Raw genomic sequence first — 23,292 nt, 5'->3', positions numbered from 1 at the left:
CCCCGCTCTGGCCCCGCTCCGTGAAGCCCTGCAGCCGTGATCCTGTACGAATACCCCTTTAACGAACGCATCCGCACCTATTTGCGCCTTGAGCAACTCTTCCGTCGGTTGGCGGAACTGGTGCCGCGCAACCACCCCCTGGATCACCACTTCGCCATCCAGACCATTTTCGAAATCATGGATGTTGCTTCGCGCGCGGACATGAAGTCGGACGTCCTCAAGGATCTGGACAGACAAAAGCTTCAACTCAACGGTTACCGGGGCAACCCCGCGATTTCGGAGGATCTGCTTGAAGGCGTGATCGCTCAGCTCGAAGGATGCTTCGTGGCGTTGAATCAGCTTCACGGCAAGACCGGCCATGCGTTGACTGAGAACGACTGGCTCATGAGCATTCGAAGCCGCATCGGTATCCCGGGTGGCACCTGTGAATTTGATTTGCCTGCCTACTTTCATTGGCAACACACAAGCACCGAAAACAGGCAGAAAGATCTGCATCGCTGGGCGCTCAGCCTTGCCCCGCTGGCCGACGCCATTGTTCTCTTGCTCAAAATGCTGAGGGACTCCGGTTCGGCCCAGAAGATGCTTGCGGTCAATGGGCAGCTGCAACAGAATCTGCCACAGGGACGCACATTTCAGCTTTTGCGCCTGAGCATCGACCCTGCCTCTGGTTTGATCCCCGAAATCAGCGGCAACCGCCTCATGTTCTCGGTGAGACTCATGCGGCAAGGCGACGATGATCGACTTCACCTGGCTCAAGAGGATGCGGCATTCGAACTGACGCTTTGCGCTTGAACCAACCATGGTTGCGAAACTCAAGAACACCGAGCAGACAGGCTTTCAAGAGCGGACCGTGCGCTGCCCTGCGTGTGGCGGTCCCAGCGTGTATGCGCCTACCAACGCTCATCGGCCATTTTGCAGCGAACGGTGCAAGAACCACGATCTGGGTGCCTGGGCCAGCGAAAGCTTCAAGGTGGAGGATCAAGACGCTGCCAACCCATCGGAATTTTCAGGTCAGCATTGAGCATCCGACGGTGTCGTGGGCCCCGCCGCGTGATCCCCCTCCCCGACCTGATCCAACGGCCGACCATTGCACGGCAGCGCTTTGAACGAAAAAGCGCCCCTCGCTTTGAGGCTCAGAAACGTCGGCCTGCGATGCCCTGCAGTTTCTGCTCCTGAGCCAGCCACTCCAGGACGGGGCGTGTGCCAGCAAGCACTGGCCCACATTGCACAGGCAGCTTCTCCCAACTGAAGCGCTGGCCTTCTTTCATGTGCAGATCGCCCGCCCACTCGAACACCTTGCAGAAGTGCAATCTCACCAGTGCGTGTGGGTAGTCCACCACCTGCTCACGCCACAACAGGGCGGGGCCGATGGTGATGCCGATTTCTTCCTGAAGCTCCCGGCGCAGCGCCTCCTCCACCGTCTCCCCCGCTTCCAGCTTTCCCCCCGGAAACTCCCAGTGCCCCGCGTAGACCTTGCCGGGAGGGCGTGTGGTCAACAGCAAGTCCCCATTGGGGGCCACAAGTAATCCCACTGCCACGTCCACCACGGAACCATCCAGGGACCGGTTTCGGTCCTCGGCACCGTCGACGACCAAGATGCTTTCACTACTCATGCGAGGTTCACCGGGTCAACGCTCGGGCATGGCGTGTGAGCCAGCGTAGTCACGCGCAAACTGGTAGGCCACCCGGCCGCTGCGCGACCCCCGCTCCAACGCCCAGACCAGTGCCTGGGGGCGAGCCGCTTCAATGTGGGACTCGGACACACCGAAGGAGCTCAACCATTGGGCAACGATCGAAAGGTATTCGTCCTGGCTGAAGGGATAGAAACTGACCCACAGCCCAAAACGCTCCGACAGAGAAATTTTCTCTTCGACGACTTCGCCTGGGTGCACTTCGCCATCGGCCGTGTGCGTGTAGGAAAGGTTTTCTTTCATGTATTCCGGCAACAGGTGGCGCCTGTTGCTAGTGGCATAGATCAGGACGTTTTGCCCGACCGCAGAGACCGACCCGTCCAGAATGGACTTGAGGGCCTTGTAGCCGGGATCGCCATCCTCAAAGCTGAGATCGTCACAAAACACCACGAACCGCTCGGGCCGATCCGCCACCACATCGACGATATCGGGCAGATCCACCAGATCGGATTTGTCCACTTCGATCAAGCGCAGGCCATCAGCGGCGAACTCCTGCAAACAGGCTTTCACCAGCGAGGACTTGCCAGTGCCGCGCGCGCCCGTGAGCAGCACGTTGTTGGCCGGCAGGCCTTTGACGAACTGAAGGGTGTTGCGTTGAATCTTCAGTTTCTGGTCATCAATTTCCTGCAAGTCGGTCAGCCGTATGGCACCCACCTGCCTCACCGGTTCCAGCACACCGTGTCCGTTTCCACGCTTGCGGTACCGGAAGGCGATGGAGGCAGTCCAATCGGGGCCGGCCAGCCTGGAGGGCAGCACCGACTCGATTCTTGCCATCAGGCGCTCGGCACGCTCGAGCACTCGTTCAAGACCATCACGCATGCACCGATCTCCCATTCTGGCAGCGCCGCTTCGCTGAGGCCGCTTCAGCCACAGGCCCGCACTTCACCACCAGTGCGCCATTCATGAGCGGTAATCTGCATTGATGGTCACATAGTCGTGACTGAAGTCGCAGGTCCACACTGTCTCCGTGGCTTCTCCGCGCCCCAGATCGATCTGCACCAGAATTTCGGCCTCCTTCATGACGCGCTGGCCGTCCTCCTCCCGGTAGTCCGGGTGCCGCCCCCCCTTCGTCACCACGTGCACATCGCCCAGACGGAGCTCTATCCTGGAGACGTCAAGGTCCTCAATGCCAGCGTATCCCACGGCAGCGAGAATGCGGCCCAGATTGGGGTCGCTCGCAAAGAAGGCGGTCTTGACCAGCGGCGAGTGCGCCACCGCATAGGCCACCTGCAGGCATTCGGCCGGGGTGGCTCCCCCAGCCACCTGGACGGCGATGAATTTGGTGGCGCCCTCCCCATCGCGCACGATCGCATGCGCCAGCGTCTGTGCAACCGGTCTCAGCGAAGCCAGCAGCGCGCGGCCATCTTCGCTGTCGAGATCCGTGATCATCGAATGGCCGGCTTGCCCGGTGGCCACCACCACAAACGAATCGTTCGTGCTGGTATCGCCATCAATCGTGATCCGGTTGAAAGAAGCGTTGGCCAAGCGACGCGCCAGGGCGTTCATCAATGCCGGCGCCACGGACGCATCGGTTGCCAGGAACCCGAGCATGGTGGCCATATTCGGGCGGATCATGCCCGCACCTTTGGCAATGCCTGTGGCGCGGCACCGAGCGCCTCCCACCACGAACGTTGCGCTGACCGCCTTGGGTACGGTATCGGTGGTCATGATGCCTTCAGCGGCCGACAGCCACTGGGCGCCTGAGGTGGCAGCGGATTGCGCGGCGTCCTCCAGTGCCCTGGGCAAACCCGCCAACAGCCGATCCATCGGAAGGGGCTCCATGATGACGCCAGTCGAAAAAGGAAGAATCTGCTCGTGCTCGAGTCCGAGCGCTCTGGCAAGGGCCAGACAGGTCTGGCAAGCGTCATTCAGACCGGCTTCACCCGTGCCGGCATTGGCGTTTCCGGTGTTGACCACCAAGGCGCGAATGGCCGCGCCGGAACTGAGATGAGCCCGGCCCACCTGAACCGGTGCGGCCGCATAGCGGTTCTGGGTGAAGGCTGCGCCCACTGCCGACCCTTCATCCAGCAGGAACACAGTGATATCTTTCCGGTTGGCCTTGCGTATGCCAGCCTGCGCCACACCAATGCGAACGCCCGCGATGCCATGCAATGCGCTGGCGACTGGAGGAGGAAGATTGACTGGCATGAAAACTCCGTGTGGGGCCTGGTGGGATGACCTGCGTATGTGGTGAGTGATGTCCCTGCGCGTCGCAGGCTCAATCCAGCTTTCCGTGACACTGCTTGTATTTTTTCCCGCTACCGCAAGGACATGGGTCGTTCCTGCCCACGCGCGGGACGGATGATGGAGCCGTTCCAGGGGCGGTGATGGACTCTGCTTCGCCTGTTTCGGTGGGTGCGGTGTAGGTCACATTGGCCATCTGCTCTGCACGGGCTTCCATCTGCTGCGCCGCCTCGGTCACTTGCTCGGGCGACTGAACGCGCACGTTCATCAGGATCCGGGTCACGTCGTTCTTCACGCTGTCGAGCAACTGGCCAAACAGCACAAAGGCCTCCCGCTTGTACTCCTGCTTGGGTTGCTTCTGCGCGTATCCGCGCAGGTGAATGCCCTGGCGAAGGTAATCCAGCGCGGAAAGATGCTCCCGCCACTGGCCATCAATCGTCTGCAGCAGCACCATGCGTTCGAACTGGGTGAAGTTGTTTTCGCCCACCAGCGCGACTTTGTCGTCAAACACCTGTTTCGCAGCCGCGAGCACCCGCTCGACGATCTCCTCGACATCGATGGCCTCGGCATCCGATACCCAGGACGCCACAGGGGCATCGACCGACCAGTCTTCACGAAGGGTTTTCTCAAGACCCGGGAGGTCCCATTGCTCTTCCACACTGCCTTCGGGCACGTACTGATGGACCAGGTCGGTGAAGGTTCCATCCCGCAGAGCATCGATCTGGGCACGCAGGCTCTGCGCGTCCAGGATATCGTTTCGCTGCTGATAGATCACCTTGCGCTGGTCATTCGACACATCATCGTATTCAAGCAGTTGTTTGCGAATATCGAAGTTGCGCGCTTCAACCTTTCGTTGGGCGCTTTCGATGCTCCTCGTGACGATGCCCGCTTCAATGGCTTCGCCTTCGGGCATGTTCAGGCGATCCATGATCGCCCGGACACGGTCGCCTGCAAAGATTCGCATCAGCGAGTCATCAAGGCTGAGATAGAAGCGAGATGATCCTGGGTCGCCCTGGCGGCCGGAACGACCACGCAACTGGTTGTCGATGCGACGGGATTCATGGCGCTCGGTCGCGATGATGCGGAGCCCGCCGAGCGACTTGACCTTCTCATGGTCTTGCTGCCACTGCTGCTTCACGGCTTCCACGCGGCGCGCCTTGCTGGCCTCATCAAGGGAAGCGTCGGCTTCCACCGCGTCGACCATCTTTTCCAGGTTGCCGCCCAGCACGATGTCGGTGCCACGACCCGCCATGTTGGTGGCGATGGTGATGGCGCCCGGACGCCCCGCCTGAATGATGATGTCCGCCTCGCGGGCGTGCTGTTTGGCGTTCAACACCTCATGCGGCAGCTTCTCCGCCGCCAACAACTCGGCGATGAGCTCGGAATTCTCGATGGAGGATGTGCCCACCAGAACCGGCTGACCGCGCTCGTGACATTCGCGGATGTCGGCAATTGCTGCAGCGTACTTTTCCTTGGTGGTTTTGTAGACGCGGTCGAGCTGATCCGTGCGTTTGCTGGGCCGGTTCGGAGGAATGACCACCGTCTCAAGACCGTAGATCTCCTGGAATTCGTAGGCCTCGGTATCGGCCGTTCCGGTCATGCCCGCGAGCTTGCCGTAGAGCCGGAAATAGTTCTGGAACGTGATCGAGGCCAGCGTCTGGTTCTCAGGCTGGATGGCCACCCCCTCCTTGGCCTCGACGGCCTGATGCAAACCATCGCTCCAGCGACGACCGGCCATCAGGCGTCCGGTGAACTCGTCGACGATCACGATCTCACCCGCCTGATTCACGTAATGCTGATCGCGGTGGTAGAGATGGTGGGCCTTGAGCGCTGTCACCAAGTGATGGAGCAGGGAGATGTTGGCGGGGTCATACAACGAGACACCCTCAGGCAGCAAGCCTGCGCCGCTCAGCAGGCGCTCGGCATTTTCGTGTCCGGCTTCCGTCAGATGGATCGAGTGCGACTTTTCGTCCAGCGTGAAATCGCCTGGCTTGATCACGCCCTCGCCCGTACGCGGATCTGCCTCGCCCTCCTGGCGGTTCAGGTGTGGGATCAGCTTGTTGATGGCGATGTAGAGCGGCGTCTGGTCTTCGGCCTGGCCGCTGATGATCAGCGGGGTGCGGGCTTCGTCGATCAGGATCGAGTCGACCTCGTCCACGATGGCGTAGTTCAGGCCGCGCTGGACGCGGTCAGCCGCCTCGTAGACCATGTTGTCGCGGAGGTAATCGAACCCGTATTCGTTGTTGGTGCCATAGGTGATGTCTGCACGGTAGGCCGCCTGCTTTTCTTCTCGGGGCGCCTGCGGCAGGTTGATGCCCACCGTCAAACCCAGGAATCCGTAAAGCCGACCCATCCACTGGGCATCGCGGCTGGCCAGGTAATCGTTGACCGTGACCACATGCACCCCTTTGCCTGTGAGTGCATTGAGGTACACCGGGAGCGTGGACGTCAGGGTCTTGCCCTCACCTGTGCGCATTTCCGCGACCTTGCCATGGTGCAGCGCCAGTCCGCCGACCAGCTGCACGTCGAAGTGGCGCATCTTCATGATCCGCTTGCTGCCCTCGCGCACCACGGCAAACGCTTCGGGCAACAGACTGTCCAGGCTTTCGCCATCGGCAACCCGACGCTTGAAGATGTCCGTCTGACCTCTCAGCTCCTCATCGCTCAGCTTTTCAAACCGCGCCTCCAGACCGTTGATTTGCTCCACCGTCTTCCGGTAGGTTTTGAGCAGACGATCATTGCGGCTACCAAATATTTTTGTGAGGAAGTTTGTGGCCATACGTGCATGCCTGCACCGACCGCCTTGGAGGCACCGGACAGGCTGAATTGGATTCAGAGAACGCTTGCGAGCCCAGAGGACAAGAAACGGACAGGGTGTTCGACAGATACTGCCGAACGGTTGGGCTTCAAGAGCAAACCGGAGATTTTACCCGCCGCGACGTCGGAAAATTCAGCGCGGCGCGGCGCCGCCACTGGCGAGCTGGCGCTCCCTGATCCCCTCACCAGCAGCGAGAAATCGCTGTGGATCTTGCGGAACGCCTGAAACCCACACCTCGAAGTGGAGGTGAGGACCGGTGGAGCGTCCGGTGGAACCGACTTCCGCAATCTTCTGGCCGCGCTTCACGATGTCGCCCTTCTTGACATGCACAGAAGACGCGTGGGCGTACCGGGTAATCAATTCGTTGCCATGGTCGACCTCAACCATGTTGCCGTAAGCGGGGTGGTATTCCTGCACCACCACCATGCCCCCGGCCGCCGCAAGTATCGGTGTCCCGGTGTCCGCCGGGAAATCCAGTCCGGTGTGCAAGGCCGAACGGCCTGTGATGGGGTCGATTCGAAACCCGAACTTCGAGCCCACCCGCACACCCGGTACGGGTTCTTCCGTGGGCACGAGGGTGCGCTGAATTTTCTGGTCGAACAGGCGCGACTCGATCACGGTGAGCCAATCGACACGCGAACCCGTCACCTGCTCCAGATCATCCATGGCGGTCAGCAATTCATCCAGCGAAAGCTCCCGCCCGCTGACCAGCGCCCCACCGGCTCCTGCCGCCTTGAACTCCTCCGGATTCAGGCCCGCCAAACCTGCCACGCGTTCACCCAATGAATCAATCTGCATCATGCGCGCCTGCATCTCGCCCAGTTTGCGCGCCATGGCGTCCAGATTGGCGCGAACATACGCGTCTTTTGAATCAGGTTGGTTCTGATGGACGATACGGGCGACGGAAGCAAAACCAGGCCAGCCTTGTCTCACACCTTCCAGAAAAAACCAGTGGTAGGTCGCGATCGATCCCAACATCAGCAGGACGGAGGCCAGCGCTCCGGCGGCAACCAACTTGAGTCCATTGAGATGCATGGCTCGGCTTTTGGCCAGCCACGCATCCGTGATAATGATGTGCACCGTTCGCCCTTTCCAGACATTCACGCACAAACCAGCCCAGACCGCATGAGTTCCGCCCCGCGTTCACACACCATGCTCAGCCTGGATGAAGCCGTGGGAGCAGCCCCTACCCTTGCGGCACTGCGAGATCGGGTCCGGAAGTCCCAAAGCCTCATTGAACAAGTCAGGCACCTGATTCCAACCGCATTGCGGCCCCACATCCACGCAGGTCCAGTCGACGACACGGAATGGTGTCTGCTCGTGGACAGCGCCTCGGCATCGACGAAAGTTCGCCAGATGCTGCCTGCTCTGTTGCAGGCCCTGAACCAAAATGGGGCGAAGATTAACGCAATTCGCGTCAAAGTCCAACAGGCCAAACGCTGACCGAGCGCGTGGGGTGGACAGAAGGCAAGAGGTTTCGAAAGATGGTGCCGCTTGTCTGACTCGAACAGACGACCTATCGCTTACAAGGCGATTGCTCTACCAACTGAGCTAAAGCGGCTCTCGAAAGAGCGACGATTCTACTTGACCCGCTTGAGCTTGGGGCGGCCCCCGGGGCGTGGTGGACCATCGGTGGGTGGCTCGGGAACGTCACCTGCGGTTCCAGCGCTTTCATCACTGGGCACGGCTCGCAAGGGCGCACGCGTGCTGTCCGGCGCGGCTGGGGCAGTGTTGTCGTCTGACCGGTCAGCGTCGACCCGCTGGGTGTGGCCAGTGGCGGCTGCCGACACAGGTGCGGGAAAGGCCATGCCCTGACCGTTCTCGCGCGCATAAATCGCCACCACATGGCTGATCGGCACGACGATCTCCCTCGCCACGCCACCGAAACGGGCCTTGAACTCAATGCAGTCATTACCCAGGCGCAACGAGCTGGTCGCATCAAAGCTCACATTCAGGACGATCTCTCCGTTCTGCACGAACTCGCTCGGTACCTGCACCGAACCATCCACCTGCACGGCAATGTAAGGCGAATACCCGTTGTCCGTGCACCATTCGTGAAGGGCACGAATCAGGTAGGGTCGTGTGGATGAAGTGGAGGTATCGAGTGCACTCATGACAGCGGAGGAAAGTGCAGCACTTACTTGCGCATCACTTTCTCTGAAGGCGTCAGCGCCTCAATGTAGGCCGGGCGGGAGAAGATGCGTTCGGCGTATTTGAGCAGCGGCGCCGCATTCTTGCTGAGTTCGATGCCGTAGAAATCGAGACGCCACAACAGCGGGGCGATCGCCACGTCGAGCATCGAGAAATTGTCACCCAGCATGAACTTGTTTTTCAGAAACACCGGCGCCAGCTGGGTCAGACGGTCGCGGATGTGGGCCCTGGCTTTTTCCAAGGCCTTTTCATTGCCCTTGGCACTGCGCGATTCCAGCATCGACACGTGGGTGAACAGCTCCTTTTCGAAGTTCAGCAAAAAGAGCCTGACACGGGCGCGGTCCACAGGATCACCGGGCATGAGCTGAGGGTGGGGAAACCGCTCGTCAATGTACTCATTGATGATGTTCGACTCGTAGAGGATCAGATCGCGCTCGACCAGGATCGGAACCTGGCCGTAGGGGTTCATGACACCGATGTCTTCTGGCTTGTTGTACAGATCGACGTCACGGATTTCGAAGTCCATGCCCTTCTCGAAAAGAACAAAGCGGCAGCGGTGGGAATACGGGCAGGTGGTGCCTGAATACAAGACCATCATAGGGAGCTCCTTAATGCAAAAAACAGTGGTTTGCAGAATCACCGCGGCGGTGATGCAAACCACTGTGGAACGGGTGGCATGAGCGCTCGATCGCGCTCTGCCATCCGGGTCGGATTATTTGATGTCTTTCCAGAACGCGGCATTGAGGCGCCAGGCGACCACGGTAAACGCCGCCAGGAACAGCATCACCCAGACACCGATACGGACGCGGCTGTTTTGGGCGGGCTCGGCCATCCATTGGAGGTAGGCCACCAGATCCCCGACATTGCGATCGTATTCTGCGGCGCTCAAGCTGCCCGGCTTCACCGGTGCCCAACCCTTGTGCACTTCCACATCATGCCCATGGCTGCTCACCTTGTCGAACACAGGGCGGCGTTCGCCCTGGAGTTCCCACAGTGGGTTGGGCATGCCGATGTTGGGGAACACCAGGTTGTTCCAGCCGGTGGGCTTGGTCTCATCGCGGTAGTAGGTGCGCAGGAGCGTGTAGATGTAGTCGGCGCCCGACCCTGCTCCACTGGACCGCGAACGGGCCACCAGCGTCAGGTCGGGTGGGTTGGCACCGAACCAGGCTTTGGCCTGTACTGGGTCGATGGCCGCCTTCATCGTGTCGCCGATCTTGTCGGTGGTAAAGGTCAGGTTTTCAGCAATCTGCTTGTCGGTCAGGCCAATGTCACGCAGTCGATTGAACCGCATGAACGATGCCGAGTGGCAACTCAGGCAATAGTTGACGAAAATTTTTGCGCCATTCTGCAGCGCTTCCATGTCGTTCGTGCGCGGGGGTGCTTTGTCCAATGGAAACCCGGCTCCAGCGGCCATGGCCGCGCCGGACATGCCGATGGCCAGCATGAAGCCCACAAGAATCTTTTTCATTTGCTCGACGCTCCGGTGTAACTGGTTGGGTTCAGTGAGGCTTGAACGTGACGCGGCTGGGCACCGTCTTGAACTCACCCAGTCGACTCCACCAAGGCATGAGGAGGAAGAACCCGAAATAGAACAAGGTACCCACCTGAGACACGCGCTCGCCAATGGGAGATGGTGGCAAAACGCCCAGGTAACCCAGAATCAGGAAGTTGATCACGAAGATGCCGTACAGCCACTTGTTCCAGCTGGGGCGGTAGCGAATGGACTTCACCGGGCTGTGATCCAGCCAGGGCAGGAAGAACAGGATGATCACGGCGCCACCCATGGCAACCACGCCCCAGAATTTCGCGTCAATTGCCATCATCAAGGCGACGAGCACCACGCCAGCCGCCACGATGGCAAGCTTGATGCCAGCGCTCACCTTGGCCTTCAACGCACCCAGGATGGCGGCCGCCAGCACGATCACGATGAGCGCATACATCATCTCGGTGGTGATGGCCCGCAACATGGAGTAGAACGGGGTGAAGTACCAAACAGGTGCGATGTGCAACGGCGTGACCAGCGGGTCGGCCGGAATGAAGTTGTTGAACTCCAGGAAGTAGCCGCCAAACTCGGGCGCAAAGAACACGATGGCGGAAAACACCATCAGGAAGACCGACACACCCAGCACGTCGTGCACGGTGTAGTAGGGGTGGAAGGGAATGCCGTCCAGCGGAATGCCCTTGTCGTCTTTTTGTGCCTTGATCTCGACGCCGTCTGGGTTGTTGGAACCCACTTCGTGCAGCGCGATGATGTGCGCCACCACCAGGCCCAGCAGCACCAGAGGCACAGCGATGACGTGAAAGCTGAAGAAGCGGTTGAGCGTGGCATCACCCACCACAAAATCGCCGCGAATCAGCAACGCCAAGTCAGGGCCGATGAAAGGAATCGCAGAGAACAGGTTGACGATCACCTGCGCGCCCCAGTACGACATCTGACCCCACGGCAGCAGATAGCCCATGAAGGCCTCGGCCATCAGGACAAGGAAAATGGCGCAGCCAAAGACCCACACCAGTTCACGCGGCTTGCGGTAGGAGCCGTAGATGAGGCCACGGTACATGTGCAGGTAAACGACCACAAAAAACGCCGAAGCCCCTGTGGAGTGCATGTACCGGATCAGCCAGCCCCATGGCACATCGCGCATGATGTATTCCACCGAAGCGAACGCCACCGGAACGCCCGCCGCATTGAGGGTGGCGTCTGGCTTGTAGTGCATGACCAGAAAAATGCCGGTCACGATCTGGATCACCAGCACCAGCAGGGCCAACGAGCCAAAGAAATACCAGAAGTTGAAATTCTTTGGCGCGTAGTACTCGGCCAGATGCTCGTTGTACAGCTTGGTCAGGGGGAACCGGTTGTCGATCCAGTTCAGCGCCTTCTGACCGATCGGCGCGTCCGGAGAGATGTCTTTGAATTCAGCCATGTGATGCCTCGGATATCAGGTGTCTGTTTGCGCGACGGGAAGCGCCCGTTCAGGCTTGTTTCTCTTCGCCGATCAGCACGGTGGTGTCCGACGTGTAGTAGTGAGGCGGGACTTCCAGGTTGTCGGGCGCGGGCTTGTTCTTGAACACGCGGCCAGCGACGTCAAAGGTCGATCCATGGCATGCGCAGAGGAACCCACCCTGCCAGTCGTCTGGCAGCGATGGCTGGGGGCCGGGCGCGAACTTGTCGCTGGGCGAGCAACCCAGATGGGTGCAGATACCCACCGCCACCAGGATCTCGGGCTTGATGGAGCGATGACGGTTCCGCGCATATTCAGGTGTGGGGTATGCGGTGCGAACCGACTCCGGATCGGCCAGCTGGTCTTCCTGCTTTTCAAGCGCGGCCAATTGATCGGGCGTGCGGCGCATGATCCAGACGGGCTTTCCGCGCCACTCCACCACCTTCTTCTCGCCTGGTGCAATCGTGGACACATCAACTTCAACAGCCGCACCCGCCGCCTTGGCGCGCTCGGAAGGTTGAAAACTGCTCACGAAAGGAACGGCGACTGCGGCTGCTCCAACGCCACCCATGGCGCAGGAAGTGATCAGCCAGGTACGGCGGCTGCTGTCGACGGGCGCAGCGACGGTTGCTTCACTCATGGGGATCTTTCAATCAGAGTCGAGAAGACGTTAGGGACAACCCGGCATTGTACTGGAGCGTTTCCGGCCTTCCCCAGGGTGCCGGGGTGAAGCGCTTGGCTATTGCATGAATCCGTGGCAATCACTTCTGCTGGCATTGCCTCACCCGGCGAAAAGCCCCAACCCCCATGCATTGGCGTGTGAGAATCACGGCGATCTCAGGGCCTTGAACCCCACAAGGCGCCAGCATTCCTATCCACACACGATTTCAGGAGAGTCAGCATGGGCATGATGCAAGAGTTCAGGGAATTCGCCGTCAAGGGCAACGTGATCGATCTCGCGGTTGGCGTGATCATTGGCGGGGCATTTGGCAAGATCGTCGGTTCGCTGGTGGACGACGTGATCATGCCCCTGGTCGGTTCCGTCCTGGGAAACCTCGACTTCAGCAATCTGTATCTGCCACTGGGCGCTGTACCAGAAGGCACAGCGCGGACCTTGGCGGCCATGAAGGAAGCTGGCGTTCCAGTGTTGGCGTACGGCAGCTTCATCACGGTGACTATCAACTTCATCATCCTTGCCTTCATCATCTTCATGATGGTCAAGCAGGTGAACCGCCTGAAAAGAGCGGAGCCACCAGCCGCGCCACCGGCCACACCAGAGGACGTGCTGCTGCTGCGCGAGATCCGGGATAGCCTGCAGAAATGAGCCATTGGGGTGTGATGCAAGGAACGAAACGCGTTCAGTGCGTCGAAGCGCCCATGGCTGCATCAATGGCTGCCAGCAGACTCAATGGACTGGCCGTGCCCGTCCCGGCCAGGTCCATCGCCGTGCCGTGATCCGGACTGGTGCGAACAAACGGCAGACCGATCGTGGTGTTGACACCATCGTCCAAGCCCAGCAACTTGACCGGAATCAAGCCCTGATCGTGGTACATGGCGATCACGACATCAAAATCGCCTTGCCGCGCCCGCATGAAGACGGTATCGGGAGCGTGCGGCCCCGTGGCATCGATCCCCTCCCCCTGAGCTTGACCAATGACTGGTGCGATGACGTCAATTTCCTCTCGCCCAAACAGCCCCCCCTCCCCGGCATGCGGATTCAGTCCGGCGACCGCAATCCTGGGCTTTGCGAACCCGCAGCGCTGAAAGTGGGCATGGGTCAGACGAATCGTTTCCGCCACTTGCTCAAAACTCACGGCCGCCAGTGCCTCGCGCAAGGCCACGTGGATGCTGACCAGCACAGTTCGCAAACCGGGACAACTCAGCATCATTCGAACCGGCAACTGGTCCGGCGATGTCCCCTGATGCTCAGCCGCGATTGACTGGAGCATTTCGGTATGACCCGGGTGCTGCACGCCAGCAGAGGCCAGTGCCTTCTTGTGCACAGGTGCCGTCACCAGCGCCACCACTTCCTTTCGAAGCGCAGCTTCAGCGCCAAAACGGATGCACTCTGCCGCTGCCCGTCCTGCGACGGCACTCACCTGACCCCAGGCAACATCGACAGGCGCATGGCACGCCTGCACGACTGCGAGGCACCCCGGAGGCGTTTGGCGCCACTGCGAAAGCTGTGTCAATTCAGCGATCGGCGTGGGCAAGGTCGGCTTGACCTGCTGGGCCGCAATGTGGGTGGCTCGGCGCATCGTCTCCACATCACCCGCCACCACCAGATGTTCCAACAGCGTGGGGCGTTCGCGCACAGCCAGCGCGATGATCTCGGGGCCAATTCCCGCCGGGTCGCCCATGGTCACCAGCACGGGGCTGCCTGGTGTGGGCACGAGCGTTTCTGATGGCTTCATGCTGAAAACCTCGCTCAGGCTGGATTGGGAATGTCGATGAAAACATGCTCCAACCCCAGCATGGCGGCGGCATGGCCCGCCACTGCCGGTGCGCCGTACCGCTCGGAAGCATGGTGTCCGCAGGCGATATAGGCCACGCCGCATTCGCGGGCATAGTGGGCCTGCGGCTCCGAAATCTCGCCAGTGATGAACACGTCCGCGCCAGCCGCGATGGCGCCTTCAAAATACCTCTGAGCGCCACCTGTGCAAAGGGCGACGCGTTCAATCGGGCGTTCTGGCTCGGCCACCAGGGTCACCGGCCGACCCAGCGCCTGGGCAACATGCTCAGCCAGCGCGGAGGCTGAGGGCATGGGGCGCCGGCCCAAAAAGCCCAGAGACTGATCACCGAACCGACCGTCGGCGCCCTTCTGCAACTCAATCCCCAGGTGGCGAGCCAACTGCGCATTGTTGCCCAGGGTGGCGTGGGCATCGAGCGGCAAATGGTAGGCAAACAGGTTGATGTCGTGCGCGAGCAGCCGCGACAGGCGCTGCTTCATCCATCCGGTCACCCGTCCATCCTGCCCGCGCCAGAAAAGACCATGGTGAACCAGGATCGCATCGGCCTTCTGCGCGATGGCCGCATCGATCAAGGCCAGGCTCGCGGTCACGCCAGAAACCAGCTTGCGGATCTCGACCCTCCCTTCCACCTGCAGACCATTGGGCCCGTAGTCGTGAAACGATGCGGGCTGGAGAAGTTCGTCAAAAAACGCCAGCAGTGCCGGGCGCTCAACGTGGTGTTCCGAGGAGGTCATGGACAGGTGATCTTCAGGAGTTACAGAACAGGCCAGCGCGAGATGATGCATCTGCCAAGTGCCAGCCCTATTCTGACAGCCCCGTGCCAAGCAGCGACCTGTCCTTGGATCGCGCTCTGGGCTTGAATTTCAGCGCTGGGCGTTTTGGGCGCGCTCGGCTTCGGCCATTTTTCGCAGGAAGAAGCGGAAAAACCAGATCGCCATGCCGATCATGAAAATGAAACCCGCAACGCTGAACAGGCCGTAATCGGTCGAGAAAAGATCCACCATGGCTTTCATTGGGAACTCCATTGCTTGCTTGTTGGACCACCATTGCAACCGGTGTCTGCGGCCTCAGCCTTGACTTGCGTCAAGCAGCTTGAACTCTGAACACAAGAGGCCATATGCAGCACAATGAGGCCATGCGGGATGAACCTCACGCGGGTGCCTGCGCCCCAAGACTTGCAATTCCTTATCTGACATGAAACGACTCTGGCTGGTTTTTGCCCAATCCGTGACCGTGCTGCTGGCGGCCTTTTTTGTGATCGCCACACTCAAACCCGAATGGCTGGACCGGCGGCCCACGATGACCTCCATCGTGCCCGTGTTTGAAGCTTCGCCCACAGCTGGCAGTCCGTCCGCCGATGGCTCGACCAGTTTTCGAGCGGCCGCCCGCAGTGCCTCGCCGGCCGTGGTGAGCATTAACACCAGCAAGGCACCCATCAATGCGCCGCAAACGGCCGACCCCTGGTTTCGCTTCTTCTTTGGTGAACAGGACCGTTCACAGGCACAGACAGGCCTGGGTTCCGGCGTGATCGTGAGCCCCGCAGGCTACATCCTCACCAACAATCACGTGATCGAAGAAGCAGACGAAATTGAGGTCGTTCTCAACGATGGCAGAAAGGGCGTGGCTCAGGTCATCGGCACCGACCCCGAAACCGACCTCGCCATTCTCAAGGTGGAGCTGAAGGATCTTCCAGTGATCACGCTGGGCAACTCCGATGCGCTGGAAATCGGCGATCAGGTGCTGGCCATTGGCAACCCGTTTGGCGTTGGGCAAACCGTCACCAGCGGCATCGTGAGCGCGCTGGGGCGTACCCAACTGGGCATCAACACCTTTGAGAATTTCATACAAACCGACGCGGCCATCAACCCTGGCAATTCTGGGGGTGCGCTGGTTGACATCAATGGGCATCTGATGGGTATCAATACGGCGATCTATTCCCGCTCAGGGGGGTCCATGGGCATCGGATTTGCCATTCCCACCTCCACCGCACGCAGTGTGCTGGACTCCATCGTGAAGGACGGGCAAGTCACGCGGGGATGGATTGGGGTCGAGCCGCAAGATCTCAGTCCGGAATTGGCCGAGAGTTTTGGCATTCAGCTGAGCGCCGGCGTGATCATCACCGGGGTTCTGCAAGATGGGCCGGCCGCCCAGGCTGGCCTCAAACCGGGCGACGTGATCACACGGGTCGCGGATAAGAACGTCAAAAACGTGACGGAGCTGCTTTCGGCAGTGGCAGCCTTGCCACCGGGCACGCCCGCCGACCTTGAGATCATGCGCAGAGAAGGCAAGAGCGTGCTGCGGGTCACACCGGGTCGACGCAATCTGCCGCCCCGCCAGCTCCCTCGCTAAGAACTTGTCCGTCAATAGGCGGACAGGTTCTGAGGCCCGGCAATCAAGTCGTCACTTGCTCGTCGAAGAGCCTTCTTCGACGGCGTCGTCTTCCGGCTTCGCCGTGGACTTCACGAACCAGTGCGCACCCCAGATCCCAAGCTGATAAAGAAGGATCATGGGAATGGCCAGCGCCAGCTGTGAAATCACGTCAGGTGGCGTGACGACGGCCGCAATGATGAAGGCCACCACGATGAAGTAGCCTCGAAAGTCCTTCAATTGCTGAATGGACACCATGTTCAGCCGCACCAGCAGCACCACCACGATCGGCACCTGAAAAGCGAGCCCGAACGCCAGGTAGAGGGAAAGAATGGCCTCCACGTACGATGCAATATCGGGCGTGGCGGCCACGCTCGCCGGCGTGAATCCCTGAATGAATCCGAACATCTTGTCCAGCACGAAGAACTGGACGAATCCGATGCCGACATACGCCAGCAAGCTGCCCAGAATGATCAGGGGCACCGCGAACTTTTTTTCGTGGCTGTACAGACCCGGGGCGACAAACGCCCACACCTGGTACATCCACCAGGGCAGCGACAGCAACAACGCAGCCATCGCCAGAACCTTGAGCGGCACGAAGAACGGCGAGAAAACGCCCACGGCAATCAGCTTGGCATCCGGCGGCATGTGCGCCCGAATGGGCACTGCGATCAGATCGATGAGGCCACTGGGGCCAGGCCAGAAGGCCAGCAGCGCCATGCAAATACCCAGGCCGGCAATGCCATAGAGCAGGCGATCACGCAGCTCCATCAAGTGCTGGACAAACGGCTGCTCTGTACCGGCGAGCTCGTCGGTGTTTTCTTTGGAATCTGACATCAGCGGGGGGCGGAGGAGGAGCGTGGCCTGAATCGAGCCACGCGGGCCGCACCGGACTGGGTGCGCGTTCGCACTCCGGCGCGGGCCTTGTACCACTGGGGCATGGCTTTCTGTTTCACGCGCCAGTTTTTCTTCGGATGCTTGTAGACCGGATGCACGGGCGATCCGATCGAACCCAAGGCATCGTGATGGCTGCCCTGGTCGTACCCAGCGTTTGCACCCTCCATGCCTGCGGTGGCATCAGACCAGGACTTTTCAAAGTCACTTGCGCCACTCTGAACCGAGGACTCCACATCGCGAGCGGCACTCTCGACGGAGTCCTTCATCTTCTTGAGCTCTTCCAGCTCCATCGACCGACTGACTTCGGATTTCACGTCGGCCACGTAACGCTGGGCTTTGCCCAGCAAGGCCCCCACGGTCCGCGCCACGCGTGGCAGCTTCTCTGGGCCAATGACGATGAGCGCCACCACACCAATGAGGGCGAGTTTGGAAATGCCCAGATCAATCATGTATCAGCCAATTTGCGGGCAAGGTCGGGAAGGTCGGCGCGGCAGCGCAACGGGCGGGCAGCGCCCGCCACCGCTGGCCGCACGAGGGGCTCAGCTCTTTTGCTTGGCTTCGACGTCGATGGTGCTCTTGTCGATGCGGGCGTCCTGGGCCACCTGGCCAGGTTTTGCAGCGGCAGCTTCCTCGGTGGACTGTCCCCCGTCTTTGATACCGTCCTTGAATCCCTTGACAGCGCCGCCCAAGTCAGAACCGATGTTCTTGAGCTTCTTGGTACCAAAAACCATCACCACGATCAACAAGACAATCAGCCAGTGCCAGATAGAAAATGCACCCATGAGACTCTCCAAATGTAGAAATGAGGCGCGATGCGCCATTCATGGGATTCTAAGCCCGGGGATGAGTTCAGGCGATGTTCGATCGGAATACCTGCCCCCATGAGCAGCCGCGGCAGCAGGAGGCGAGGGTTATCCCTTTGCCCATGGCCGGGGCCCGCCCATCACGTGAATATGCAGGTGATGGACCTCCTGACCGCCCTGGGCGCCGGTATTGCACACCATGCGGAAGCCGCCTTCGGGATACGGGCCACACCCCTGTTCAACGGCGAGCTTCGGTGCCAGCACCATCATGCGGCCCAGCAACGCTTCATGCGAAGGTAAAAGCTGCGCCATGGAAGGGATGTGCAGCTTCGGAACCATGAGAAAGTGCACGGGTGCCCACGGGTGGATGTCATGAAACACGAAGATTTCTTCGTCCTCATAAACCCGTTTGGAGGGAATTTGCCCAGCAATGATCTTGCAGAAAATGCAGTTGGGGTCGTGCATGAACCAGAGATCCTTCAAAAATTCCGGAGAAAAGGCTGTCTGCGCCTCATGAACCAACAGGCTTGCTGTCGTTCATGCGCACCATGCCTTTGACGATGCGATAGAGAAACCAGACCGAAACCACCAGCCAGGCCAACATGCCGGGCAACAGGAAAAACAGAAACAGCGGCAACGTGATCAGGTACCAGAATGCCGCCCACAACACTGTGCGGATGCGCCAGGAAAAATGGCTGGCTTGCCAGGTACCCACTGCGTCACCGCGCTTGACCAGATCAATCACCAGCGCGACCAGAAGCAGGGCGATGCTGGGCTGGGCGCTCGGCACGACGGCGGCCACCGCAACGATCAGGTGCAGGATGTAGCTCAACCAACCGACACTCTTGAGTGACTGGGCGGTCTCGCTGTCTGCACTTTCAACCAAGACAGACTCAGAATCGGGTTTCATGCAGGCTCCAGTTTCGATCCAGCCAGGCACACGCCCAGCTACTCACTCGCCTCGCGGGCCTGCGCTTTGCGAAGCGCCTTCTCCTCAAGCCCGCTCTGCCCCTCTCTTCGCAGCAGCTCCTCCACCACATCGGCCGGCGTCCTTCCATAGTGAGCCAAGGCAATCATGGAATGGAACCAGAGATCGGCCACCTCATTGACCAGCTTGCCGGTATCGCCACCGTGGTCACAATCCTTGGCCGCCATCACCACCTCGGTCGCCTCCTCGCCAATTTTCTTCAAAAAGGCGTCTGGGCCTTTGTGAAGCAGCCGTGCGACGTAACTCTTGTCAGGATCGCCACCGGCATGCGGCTTTCTGCTCTCAATCACGGCCGCAAGCCGGGCCAATGCGTCTGTGGGATTCATGGTTAACGATAAATTGATTCGGGATCCTTAAGCACCGGCTCCACGGCCTGCCATCGGCCGTCCTGATAGCGCTGAAAGAAGCAACTGTGGCGACCGGTGTGGCAGGCGATGCCCGGTTCATGACCCAACTGGGTGACCTTGAGCAGGACCACATCGTTGTCGCAATCCAGGCGGATGTCGTGCACGGTCTGAACGTGCCCCGATGTCTCACCCTTGAACCAAAGCTTGCCTCGAGAACGGCTGAAGTAAACCGCCTGACCCAGCTCGGCGGTCTTCTGAAGGGCCTCGCGGTTCATCCAGGCAAACATCAGCACATCGCCCGAGCCCAGTTCCTGCGCTATCACAGGGACCAGTCCTTGGGCATCCCATTTCACTTCGTCCAGCCAATTCATGCACGGAATCTAACATGTGCAGGAAACAGACGCGGCCCGCGTTGCCGGGAGAGGATAGGATGCAGCATCCATCGATCTGCGGCCCCGCAGACAGACGAGGCCAGCCAAGGAGCCTGCATGAAATTCCGCACCCTGATTCTTGTTGTGTTCATCTTGCTGGTCGCCGCCCTCGCGGCGCTCAACTTTGAGGAAATCCTGCGACCGACACCCCTCAATCTGGGTGTGACAAGCGTCCAGGCACCGATCGGTCTGGTTCTGGTCGGCCTATTGACGCTGATGATCGTGGTGTTTCTGGTGGTACTGGTATTCAATCAGACCACGCATCTCATGGAAGTGAGGCAGATCACCCGTGAGGCCAACGAGCAGCGTCACTTGGCCGACAAGGCGGAGGCCTCCCGGTTCATTGAGTTGAGGGATTTCCTGCAGGCCCAACTCCAGGTCGCTGCCGCCAGGGAGCAGGAGATTTCAGAAAAACTTCACCACAGGATGGACAACCTGCAGGAGCGACTCACCGTGGTGATCGAACAGACCGGCAACGGCCTGGCTGCCAGTCTGGGCGAGTTGGAAGATCGGCTGGAACAGCAGTTCAGGCGCAACCCTGATAGCTGAAGCTCAGCGATTGTCGCGAGGGCACGGCTGCTGCCAGACGCGCAGAGCCTCTCTCGGCAGGCACTCAGAGACGAACGGGTATGCCCCGCTCAGCCATGCGCGCTTTGGCCTGCGCCACGGTGTATTCGCCGTAGTGGAAGATGCTGGCTGCCAACACCGCGTCGGCGCCGCCTTGCTGCACGCCATCGGCCAAATGATCCAGCGTGCCCACGCCACCGGAAGCGATCACGGGCACGTCGACAGCGTCGGCCACAGAACGGGTCAAGGCCAGATCGAAGCCGGCTTTGGTGCCATCACGGTCCATGCTCGTGAGCAGGATTTCGCCCGCCCCGAACTGCGCCATCTGCCTGGCCCAGGCCACGGCATCCAGCCCGGTGTTCTGCCGACCGCCATGGCTGTAGACATCCCAACCTTCTCCTCGGGTGGCCGCGTCTTGCGCAAGCCTTCTTTTGGCATCGATGGCCACCACAATGCACTGCGACCCGTATTTCTCAGACGCCTCCCGAATCACTTCAGGGCGGGCAATAGCAGCAGAATTGAAGCTGGTTTTGTCGGCGCCCGCATTGAGCAGACGGCGCACGTCATCCACCGTGCGCACGCCACCCCCCACGGTGAGCGGTATGAAAACCTGCGAAGCCACCGCCTCGATGATGTGAAGAATCAGGTCGCGACCGTCGCTGGTCGCGGTGATGTCCAGAAACGTGAGTTCGTCTGCGCCCTGATCGTTGTAGCGGGCCGCAATCTCGACAGGATCCCCCGCGTCTCGCAGTTCCACGAAATTGACACCCTTGACAACCCGACCACCGGTGACGTCAAGACAGGGAATGATGCGTTTGGCGAGCATGTACTTCAGTCTTCGCTTTTTACGCCATACACCTTTTGGGCTATGGTGAGCGCTGTAGCCGCGCACGGCCACCCAGCGTAGAAAGCCAGATGGGTGATAGCCTCAATGACCTCCGCTTCCGTCAGACCGTTTTCTATCGCGCGTTTGAAATGAAAAGGCAATTCATTCTGACGGTACAAGGCCACCAAAGCAGAAACTGTGACCAAACTCCTGTCGCGTCGAGAGAGTTCAGGGCGCTCCCATATGTCTCCGAACAAGACCTCTGAAGTGATTTCGCCAAACTTGACAGCATATTCCGTGACGGGCACGGTAATACCCAAGCCCTGGGGGGGATTCGGCTTTTCTGTAGACATTGAATTGCACCCGGCAATAGGCTCGTCGGCAATCATCCGTTGAGGTCGTCCGCGAGTTGTTGGGCGGCCTCAAAATCCAGGTCACCGCTGTAGATGGAGCGACCACAGATGACTCCTTCCACGCCTTCATCTTCCACCTCGCAAAGTGCGCGGATGTCTTCAAGGTTGGACAGGCCACCCGACGCAATGACAGGCACCGACAAGGCCTGCGCCAGTTTCACCGTGGCTTCAATGTTGATGCCGGACAGCATGCCGTCGCGGCCAATGTCGGTGTAGATAATGCCTTCGACACCGTAGTCTTCGAACTTTTTTCCCAGATCGACCACTTCGTGCCCAGTGAGCTTGCTCCACCCGTCGGTGGCCACCTTGCCATCCTTGGCGTCCAGTCCCACGATGATGTGGCCGCCGAAGGCCGTGCAGGCGTCCTGGAGAAAGCCGGGGTTCTTTACTGCCGCGGTGCCGATGATCACATAGCGCAGACCGGCATCCAGATAGCGCTCGATGGTGTCCAGATCACGGATGCCTCCACCCAACTGAACGTCCACCTCCGAGCCCACCTCCTTGAGGATGGCTCGTATGGCCTGCTCGTTCTTCGGTTTGCCGGCGAAGGCACCGTTGAGGTCCACCAAGTGAACGCGCCTGGCCCCTTTGTCGACCCAGCTCCGGGCCATGGCCGCCGGATCCTCGCCGAACACGGTGGATTGGTCCATGTCCCCTTGCTTGAGGCGTACACAATGGCCGTCTTTCAAATCAATGGCGGGAATCAGCAGCATGGTGGTCTGGTGAGAAAAGGCGGTTAAGGGTTCCAGGACAGAAAGTTTCGGTAGAGCGCCAGTCCCTGGTCAGCGCTCTTCTCGGGGTGAAACTGTGTGGCGAAGATATTGTCGCGCGCAATGGCTGCAGCAAAGCGCCCACCATAATCGACCTCGCCGACGTTGTGCCGGGGCTGGCTCGGCTTCGCAAAATAGCTGTGCACAAAATAAAAGTAGGCACCGTCCGCGATGTCCTGCCACAACGCGTGCGATGGCGCGCCATGCAGTTGGTGAAACACCTGGTTCCAGCCCATCTGAGGCACTTTGAAGCGGCTGCCGTCAGCCTGCAGCTGGCCCTCGAGGCGAAACCGCACCACTTCACCCGGGATCAGCCCCAGGCCTTGCGTCGGCCCCTCTTCGCTCCGGTCCAGCAGCATCTGCATACCCACGCAGACGCCGAACAATGGCTTGTTGGCCGCAGCATGCAACACGGCGTCGAGCAACCCGGAACGCGCCAGTTCCAGCATGCAATCGGCCATGTGGCCCTGTCCAGGCAACACGACACGCCCGGCAGCCAATACTTCGCTGGCGTCTGAGGTGACCAGCACCTCCACGCCGCTGCCCTGGGCCACATGCTTCACCGCCTGAGACACCGATCGCAAATTGCCGCTGCCGTAGTCCACCACGGCCACTGTCTTGGATTTCAT

The 23,292-nt window shown here is 60.1% G+C and carries 30 protein-coding genes and 1 tRNA gene; 6 read left to right on the top strand and 25 right to left on the bottom strand.

Annotation, left to right across the window (positions count from 1 at the left end; translation table 11 throughout):
* Nucleotides 1–36: 36 nt before the first annotated feature.
* Nucleotides 37–792, top strand: coding sequence for a cell division protein ZapD (zapD, locus tag J2W49_RS15230; protein WP_310317792.1), 756 nt, complete (start codon nucleotides 37–39; stop codon nucleotides 790–792).
* A gap of 7 nt (nucleotides 793–799) precedes the next feature.
* Complete coding sequence (locus J2W49_RS15225) at nucleotides 800–1,021, top strand: DNA gyrase inhibitor YacG (protein WP_310317789.1); 222 nt, start codon at nucleotides 800–802, stop codon at nucleotides 1,019–1,021.
* Between the two features lie 112 nt (nucleotides 1,022–1,133).
* On the opposite strand, the gene J2W49_RS15220 is transcribed toward J2W49_RS15225, so the two are convergent.
* The 5 genes from J2W49_RS15220 to J2W49_RS15200 form a co-directional block, all read right to left on the bottom strand.
* On the bottom strand, nucleotides 1,134–1,613 hold the full coding sequence (locus J2W49_RS15220) for an NUDIX domain-containing protein (RefSeq protein WP_310317787.1): 480 nt from the start codon (nucleotides 1,611–1,613) through the stop codon (nucleotides 1,134–1,136).
* A gap of 15 nt (nucleotides 1,614–1,628) precedes the next feature.
* The gene (locus tag J2W49_RS15215) at nucleotides 1,629–2,510 is read right to left on the bottom strand and encodes an ATP-binding protein (RefSeq protein WP_310317784.1); all 882 of its coding nucleotides are present in this window, start codon (nucleotides 2,508–2,510) and stop codon (nucleotides 1,629–1,631) included.
* A gap of 81 nt (nucleotides 2,511–2,591) precedes the next feature.
* Complete coding sequence (argJ, locus tag J2W49_RS15210; RefSeq protein ID WP_310317781.1) at nucleotides 2,592–3,839, bottom strand: bifunctional glutamate N-acetyltransferase/amino-acid acetyltransferase ArgJ; 1,248 nt, start codon at nucleotides 3,837–3,839, stop codon at nucleotides 2,592–2,594.
* 70 nt (nucleotides 3,840–3,909) lie between these two features.
* Nucleotides 3,910–6,654 (bottom strand): preprotein translocase subunit SecA, encoded by a 2,745-nt coding sequence (gene secA, locus J2W49_RS15205; RefSeq protein WP_310317780.1) that lies wholly within the window; start codon nucleotides 6,652–6,654, stop codon nucleotides 3,910–3,912.
* A 171-nt stretch (nucleotides 6,655–6,825) separates the two neighbouring features.
* Entirely contained in the window at nucleotides 6,826–7,773 is a 948-nt protein-coding gene (locus J2W49_RS15200) for a M23 family metallopeptidase (protein ID WP_310317777.1), read from the bottom strand.
* Here J2W49_RS15200 and J2W49_RS25755 point away from each other — a divergent pair.
* Nucleotides 7,723–8,136, top strand: coding sequence for a DciA family protein (locus tag J2W49_RS25755; protein ID WP_405001034.1), 414 nt, complete (start codon nucleotides 7,723–7,725; stop codon nucleotides 8,134–8,136). The genes J2W49_RS15200 and J2W49_RS25755 overlap by 51 nt on opposite strands.
* A gap of 42 nt (nucleotides 8,137–8,178) precedes the next feature.
* Here the strand turns inward: J2W49_RS25755 and J2W49_RS15195 are convergent.
* The 6 genes from J2W49_RS15195 to petA all read right to left on the bottom strand — a co-directional run bounded on the left by J2W49_RS15195 (nucleotide 8,179) and on the right by petA (nucleotide 12,423).
* A tRNA-Thr gene (locus tag J2W49_RS15195) sits at nucleotides 8,179–8,254 on the bottom strand.
* A gap of 19 nt (nucleotides 8,255–8,273) precedes the next feature.
* A complete protein-coding gene (locus tag J2W49_RS15190; RefSeq protein WP_310317776.1) occupies nucleotides 8,274–8,807 on the bottom strand; it encodes a ClpXP protease specificity-enhancing factor in 534 nt (177 codons plus the stop codon).
* A gap of 23 nt (nucleotides 8,808–8,830) precedes the next feature.
* Complete coding sequence (locus J2W49_RS15185) at nucleotides 8,831–9,442, bottom strand: glutathione S-transferase N-terminal domain-containing protein (RefSeq protein ID WP_310317773.1); 612 nt, start codon at nucleotides 9,440–9,442, stop codon at nucleotides 8,831–8,833.
* A 114-nt stretch (nucleotides 9,443–9,556) separates the two neighbouring features.
* Nucleotides 9,557–10,312, bottom strand: a complete 756-nt coding sequence (locus J2W49_RS15180) for a cytochrome c1 (RefSeq protein WP_310317769.1) — start codon at nucleotides 10,310–10,312, stop codon at nucleotides 9,557–9,559.
* A gap of 31 nt (nucleotides 10,313–10,343) precedes the next feature.
* Nucleotides 10,344–11,765, bottom strand: coding sequence for a cytochrome b (locus tag J2W49_RS15175; RefSeq protein ID WP_310317766.1), 1,422 nt, complete (start codon nucleotides 11,763–11,765; stop codon nucleotides 10,344–10,346).
* Between the two features lie 49 nt (nucleotides 11,766–11,814).
* Entirely contained in the window at nucleotides 11,815–12,423 is a 609-nt protein-coding gene (petA, locus tag J2W49_RS15170) for a ubiquinol-cytochrome c reductase iron-sulfur subunit (protein ID WP_310317763.1), read from the bottom strand.
* A gap of 261 nt (nucleotides 12,424–12,684) precedes the next feature.
* Between petA and mscL the strand changes: the two genes are divergently transcribed.
* Nucleotides 12,685–13,107: a large conductance mechanosensitive channel protein MscL gene (gene mscL, locus J2W49_RS15165; protein ID WP_310317759.1), complete on the top strand. Its 423-nt coding sequence runs from the start codon at nucleotides 12,685–12,687 to the stop codon at nucleotides 13,105–13,107.
* Between the two features lie 34 nt (nucleotides 13,108–13,141).
* Here mscL and pdxA read toward each other — a convergent pair whose 3' ends face one another.
* The 3 genes from pdxA to J2W49_RS15150 all read right to left on the bottom strand — a co-directional run bounded on the left by pdxA (nucleotide 13,142) and on the right by J2W49_RS15150 (nucleotide 15,267).
* Nucleotides 13,142–14,197 (bottom strand): 4-hydroxythreonine-4-phosphate dehydrogenase PdxA, encoded by a 1,056-nt coding sequence (gene pdxA, locus J2W49_RS15160; RefSeq protein ID WP_310317756.1) that lies wholly within the window; start codon nucleotides 14,195–14,197, stop codon nucleotides 13,142–13,144.
* A gap of 14 nt (nucleotides 14,198–14,211) precedes the next feature.
* Entirely contained in the window at nucleotides 14,212–14,988 is a 777-nt protein-coding gene (locus J2W49_RS15155; protein ID WP_310317753.1) for a Nif3-like dinuclear metal center hexameric protein, read from the bottom strand.
* Nucleotides 14,989–15,117: 129 nt separating this feature from the next.
* Entirely contained in the window at nucleotides 15,118–15,267 is a 150-nt protein-coding gene (locus J2W49_RS15150) for a DUF3149 domain-containing protein (RefSeq protein ID WP_310317750.1), read from the bottom strand.
* A 181-nt stretch (nucleotides 15,268–15,448) separates the two neighbouring features.
* On the opposite strand from J2W49_RS15150, the gene J2W49_RS15145 reads away from it, so the two are divergent.
* Nucleotides 15,449–16,603: a S1C family serine protease gene (locus tag J2W49_RS15145; RefSeq protein ID WP_310317747.1), complete on the top strand. Its 1,155-nt coding sequence runs from the start codon at nucleotides 15,449–15,451 to the stop codon at nucleotides 16,601–16,603.
* Nucleotides 16,604–16,654: 51 nt separating this feature from the next.
* On the opposite strand, the gene tatC is transcribed toward J2W49_RS15145, so the two are convergent.
* From tatC to hisI, 7 genes are all read right to left on the bottom strand, one after another.
* Nucleotides 16,655–17,458 (bottom strand): twin-arginine translocase subunit TatC, encoded by an 804-nt coding sequence (tatC, locus tag J2W49_RS15140; protein WP_310317745.1) that lies wholly within the window; start codon nucleotides 17,456–17,458, stop codon nucleotides 16,655–16,657.
* Nucleotides 17,458–17,967 (bottom strand): Sec-independent protein translocase protein TatB, encoded by a 510-nt coding sequence (tatB, locus tag J2W49_RS15135; protein ID WP_310317742.1) that lies wholly within the window; start codon nucleotides 17,965–17,967, stop codon nucleotides 17,458–17,460. The genes tatC and tatB overlap by 1 nt, the downstream gene beginning before the upstream one ends.
* Nucleotides 17,968–18,057: 90 nt before the next feature.
* On the bottom strand, nucleotides 18,058–18,300 hold the full coding sequence (tatA, locus tag J2W49_RS15130; RefSeq protein WP_310317739.1) for a Sec-independent protein translocase subunit TatA: 243 nt from the start codon (nucleotides 18,298–18,300) through the stop codon (nucleotides 18,058–18,060).
* A 129-nt stretch (nucleotides 18,301–18,429) separates the two neighbouring features.
* The gene (locus J2W49_RS15125; RefSeq protein WP_310317736.1) at nucleotides 18,430–18,786 is read right to left on the bottom strand and encodes a histidine triad nucleotide-binding protein; all 357 of its coding nucleotides are present in this window, start codon (nucleotides 18,784–18,786) and stop codon (nucleotides 18,430–18,432) included.
* A gap of 46 nt (nucleotides 18,787–18,832) precedes the next feature.
* Entirely contained in the window at nucleotides 18,833–19,231 is a 399-nt protein-coding gene (locus J2W49_RS15120; protein ID WP_310317733.1) for a DUF4870 family protein, read from the bottom strand.
* Between the two features lie 38 nt (nucleotides 19,232–19,269).
* The gene (locus J2W49_RS15115) at nucleotides 19,270–19,635 is read right to left on the bottom strand and encodes a phosphoribosyl-ATP diphosphatase (protein ID WP_310317730.1); all 366 of its coding nucleotides are present in this window, start codon (nucleotides 19,633–19,635) and stop codon (nucleotides 19,270–19,272) included.
* A gap of 2 nt (nucleotides 19,636–19,637) precedes the next feature.
* Entirely contained in the window at nucleotides 19,638–20,027 is a 390-nt protein-coding gene (gene hisI / locus J2W49_RS15110) for a phosphoribosyl-AMP cyclohydrolase (protein WP_310317727.1), read from the bottom strand.
* A 117-nt stretch (nucleotides 20,028–20,144) separates the two neighbouring features.
* Here hisI and J2W49_RS15105 point away from each other — a divergent pair, with 117 nt between their 5' ends.
* The gene (locus J2W49_RS15105) at nucleotides 20,145–20,636 is read left to right on the top strand and encodes a LapA family protein (protein WP_310317723.1); all 492 of its coding nucleotides are present in this window, start codon (nucleotides 20,145–20,147) and stop codon (nucleotides 20,634–20,636) included.
* A 64-nt stretch (nucleotides 20,637–20,700) separates the two neighbouring features.
* On the opposite strand, the gene hisF is transcribed toward J2W49_RS15105, so the two are convergent.
* The 4 genes from hisF to hisH are packed head-to-tail and all read right to left on the bottom strand — an operon-like array spanning nucleotide 20,701 to nucleotide 23,292.
* Nucleotides 20,701–21,480: an imidazole glycerol phosphate synthase subunit HisF gene (gene hisF, locus J2W49_RS15100; protein ID WP_310317721.1), complete on the bottom strand. Its 780-nt coding sequence runs from the start codon at nucleotides 21,478–21,480 to the stop codon at nucleotides 20,701–20,703.
* A gap of 5 nt (nucleotides 21,481–21,485) precedes the next feature.
* Nucleotides 21,486–21,869 (bottom strand): carboxymuconolactone decarboxylase family protein, encoded by a 384-nt coding sequence (locus J2W49_RS15095; protein WP_310317718.1) that lies wholly within the window; start codon nucleotides 21,867–21,869, stop codon nucleotides 21,486–21,488.
* Nucleotides 21,866–22,606, bottom strand: coding sequence for a 1-(5-phosphoribosyl)-5-[(5-phosphoribosylamino)methylideneamino]imidazole-4-carboxamide isomerase (gene hisA / locus J2W49_RS15090; protein ID WP_310317715.1), 741 nt, complete (start codon nucleotides 22,604–22,606; stop codon nucleotides 21,866–21,868). Before hisA ends, J2W49_RS15095 begins: the two co-directional genes overlap by 4 nt.
* A 23-nt stretch (nucleotides 22,607–22,629) precedes the next feature.
* Complete coding sequence (gene hisH / locus J2W49_RS15085; protein ID WP_310317712.1) at nucleotides 22,630–23,292, bottom strand: imidazole glycerol phosphate synthase subunit HisH; 663 nt, start codon at nucleotides 23,290–23,292, stop codon at nucleotides 22,630–22,632.

Source organism: Hydrogenophaga palleronii (genome assembly GCF_031457455.1).
Classification (GTDB): domain Bacteria; phylum Pseudomonadota; class Gammaproteobacteria; order Burkholderiales; family Burkholderiaceae_C; genus Hydrogenophaga; species Hydrogenophaga palleronii_A.
This window is presented reverse-complemented; position numbering and strand designations above follow the sequence as displayed.

Bases quoted from the DNA above. Each gene is read 5' to 3' on its own strand.
- J2W49_RS15225 (WP_310317789.1), top strand. From the start codon at position 800: ATGGTTGCGAAACTCAAGAACACCGAGCAGACAGGCTTTCAAGAGCGG.
- J2W49_RS15220 (WP_310317787.1), bottom strand. From the start codon at position 1,613: ATGAGTAGTGAAAGCATCTTGGTCGTCGACGGTGCCGAGGACCGAAAC.
- J2W49_RS15215 (WP_310317784.1), bottom strand. From the start codon at position 2,510: ATGCGTGATGGTCTTGAACGAGTGCTCGAGCGTGCCGAGCGCCTGATG.
- argJ (WP_310317781.1), bottom strand. From the start codon at position 3,839: ATGCCAGTCAATCTTCCTCCTCCAGTCGCCAGCGCATTGCATGGCATC.
- secA (WP_310317780.1), bottom strand. From the start codon at position 6,654: ATGGCCACAAACTTCCTCACAAAAATATTTGGTAGCCGCAATGATCGT.
- J2W49_RS25755 (WP_405001034.1), top strand. From the start codon at position 7,723: ATGCATGGCTCGGCTTTTGGCCAGCCACGCATCCGTGATAATGATGTG.
- J2W49_RS15190 (WP_310317776.1), bottom strand. From the start codon at position 8,807: ATGAGTGCACTCGATACCTCCACTTCATCCACACGACCCTACCTGATT.
- J2W49_RS15185 (WP_310317773.1), bottom strand. From the start codon at position 9,442: ATGATGGTCTTGTATTCAGGCACCACCTGCCCGTATTCCCACCGCTGC.
- J2W49_RS15180 (WP_310317769.1), bottom strand. From the start codon at position 10,312: ATGAAAAAGATTCTTGTGGGCTTCATGCTGGCCATCGGCATGTCCGGC.
- J2W49_RS15175 (WP_310317766.1), bottom strand. From the start codon at position 11,765: ATGGCTGAATTCAAAGACATCTCTCCGGACGCGCCGATCGGTCAGAAG.
- petA (WP_310317763.1), bottom strand. From the start codon at position 12,423: ATGAGTGAAGCAACCGTCGCTGCGCCCGTCGACAGCAGCCGCCGTACC.
- mscL (WP_310317759.1), top strand. From the start codon at position 12,685: ATGGGCATGATGCAAGAGTTCAGGGAATTCGCCGTCAAGGGCAACGTG.
- pdxA (WP_310317756.1), bottom strand. From the start codon at position 14,197: ATGAAGCCATCAGAAACGCTCGTGCCCACACCAGGCAGCCCCGTGCTG.
- J2W49_RS15155 (WP_310317753.1), bottom strand. From the start codon at position 14,988: ATGACCTCCTCGGAACACCACGTTGAGCGCCCGGCACTGCTGGCGTTT.
- J2W49_RS15150 (WP_310317750.1), bottom strand. From the start codon at position 15,267: ATGAAAGCCATGGTGGATCTTTTCTCGACCGATTACGGCCTGTTCAGC.
- J2W49_RS15145 (WP_310317747.1), top strand. From the start codon at position 15,449: ATGAAACGACTCTGGCTGGTTTTTGCCCAATCCGTGACCGTGCTGCTG.
- tatC (WP_310317745.1), bottom strand. From the start codon at position 17,458: ATGTCAGATTCCAAAGAAAACACCGACGAGCTCGCCGGTACAGAGCAG.
- tatB (WP_310317742.1), bottom strand. From the start codon at position 17,967: ATGATTGATCTGGGCATTTCCAAACTCGCCCTCATTGGTGTGGTGGCG.
- tatA (WP_310317739.1), bottom strand. From the start codon at position 18,300: ATGGGTGCATTTTCTATCTGGCACTGGCTGATTGTCTTGTTGATCGTG.
- J2W49_RS15125 (WP_310317736.1), bottom strand. From the start codon at position 18,786: ATGCACGACCCCAACTGCATTTTCTGCAAGATCATTGCTGGGCAAATT.
- J2W49_RS15120 (WP_310317733.1), bottom strand. From the start codon at position 19,231: ATGAAACCCGATTCTGAGTCTGTCTTGGTTGAAAGTGCAGACAGCGAG.
- J2W49_RS15115 (WP_310317730.1), bottom strand. From the start codon at position 19,635: ATGAATCCCACAGACGCATTGGCCCGGCTTGCGGCCGTGATTGAGAGC.
- hisI (WP_310317727.1), bottom strand. From the start codon at position 20,027: ATGAATTGGCTGGACGAAGTGAAATGGGATGCCCAAGGACTGGTCCCT.
- J2W49_RS15105 (WP_310317723.1), top strand. From the start codon at position 20,145: ATGAAATTCCGCACCCTGATTCTTGTTGTGTTCATCTTGCTGGTCGCC.
- hisF (WP_310317721.1), bottom strand. From the start codon at position 21,480: ATGCTCGCCAAACGCATCATTCCCTGTCTTGACGTCACCGGTGGTCGG.
- J2W49_RS15095 (WP_310317718.1), bottom strand. From the start codon at position 21,869: ATGATTGCCGACGAGCCTATTGCCGGGTGCAATTCAATGTCTACAGAA.
- hisA (WP_310317715.1), bottom strand. From the start codon at position 22,606: ATGCTGCTGATTCCCGCCATTGATTTGAAAGACGGCCATTGTGTACGC.
- hisH (WP_310317712.1), bottom strand. From the start codon at position 23,292: ATGAAATCCAAGACAGTGGCCGTGGTGGACTACGGCAGCGGCAATTTG.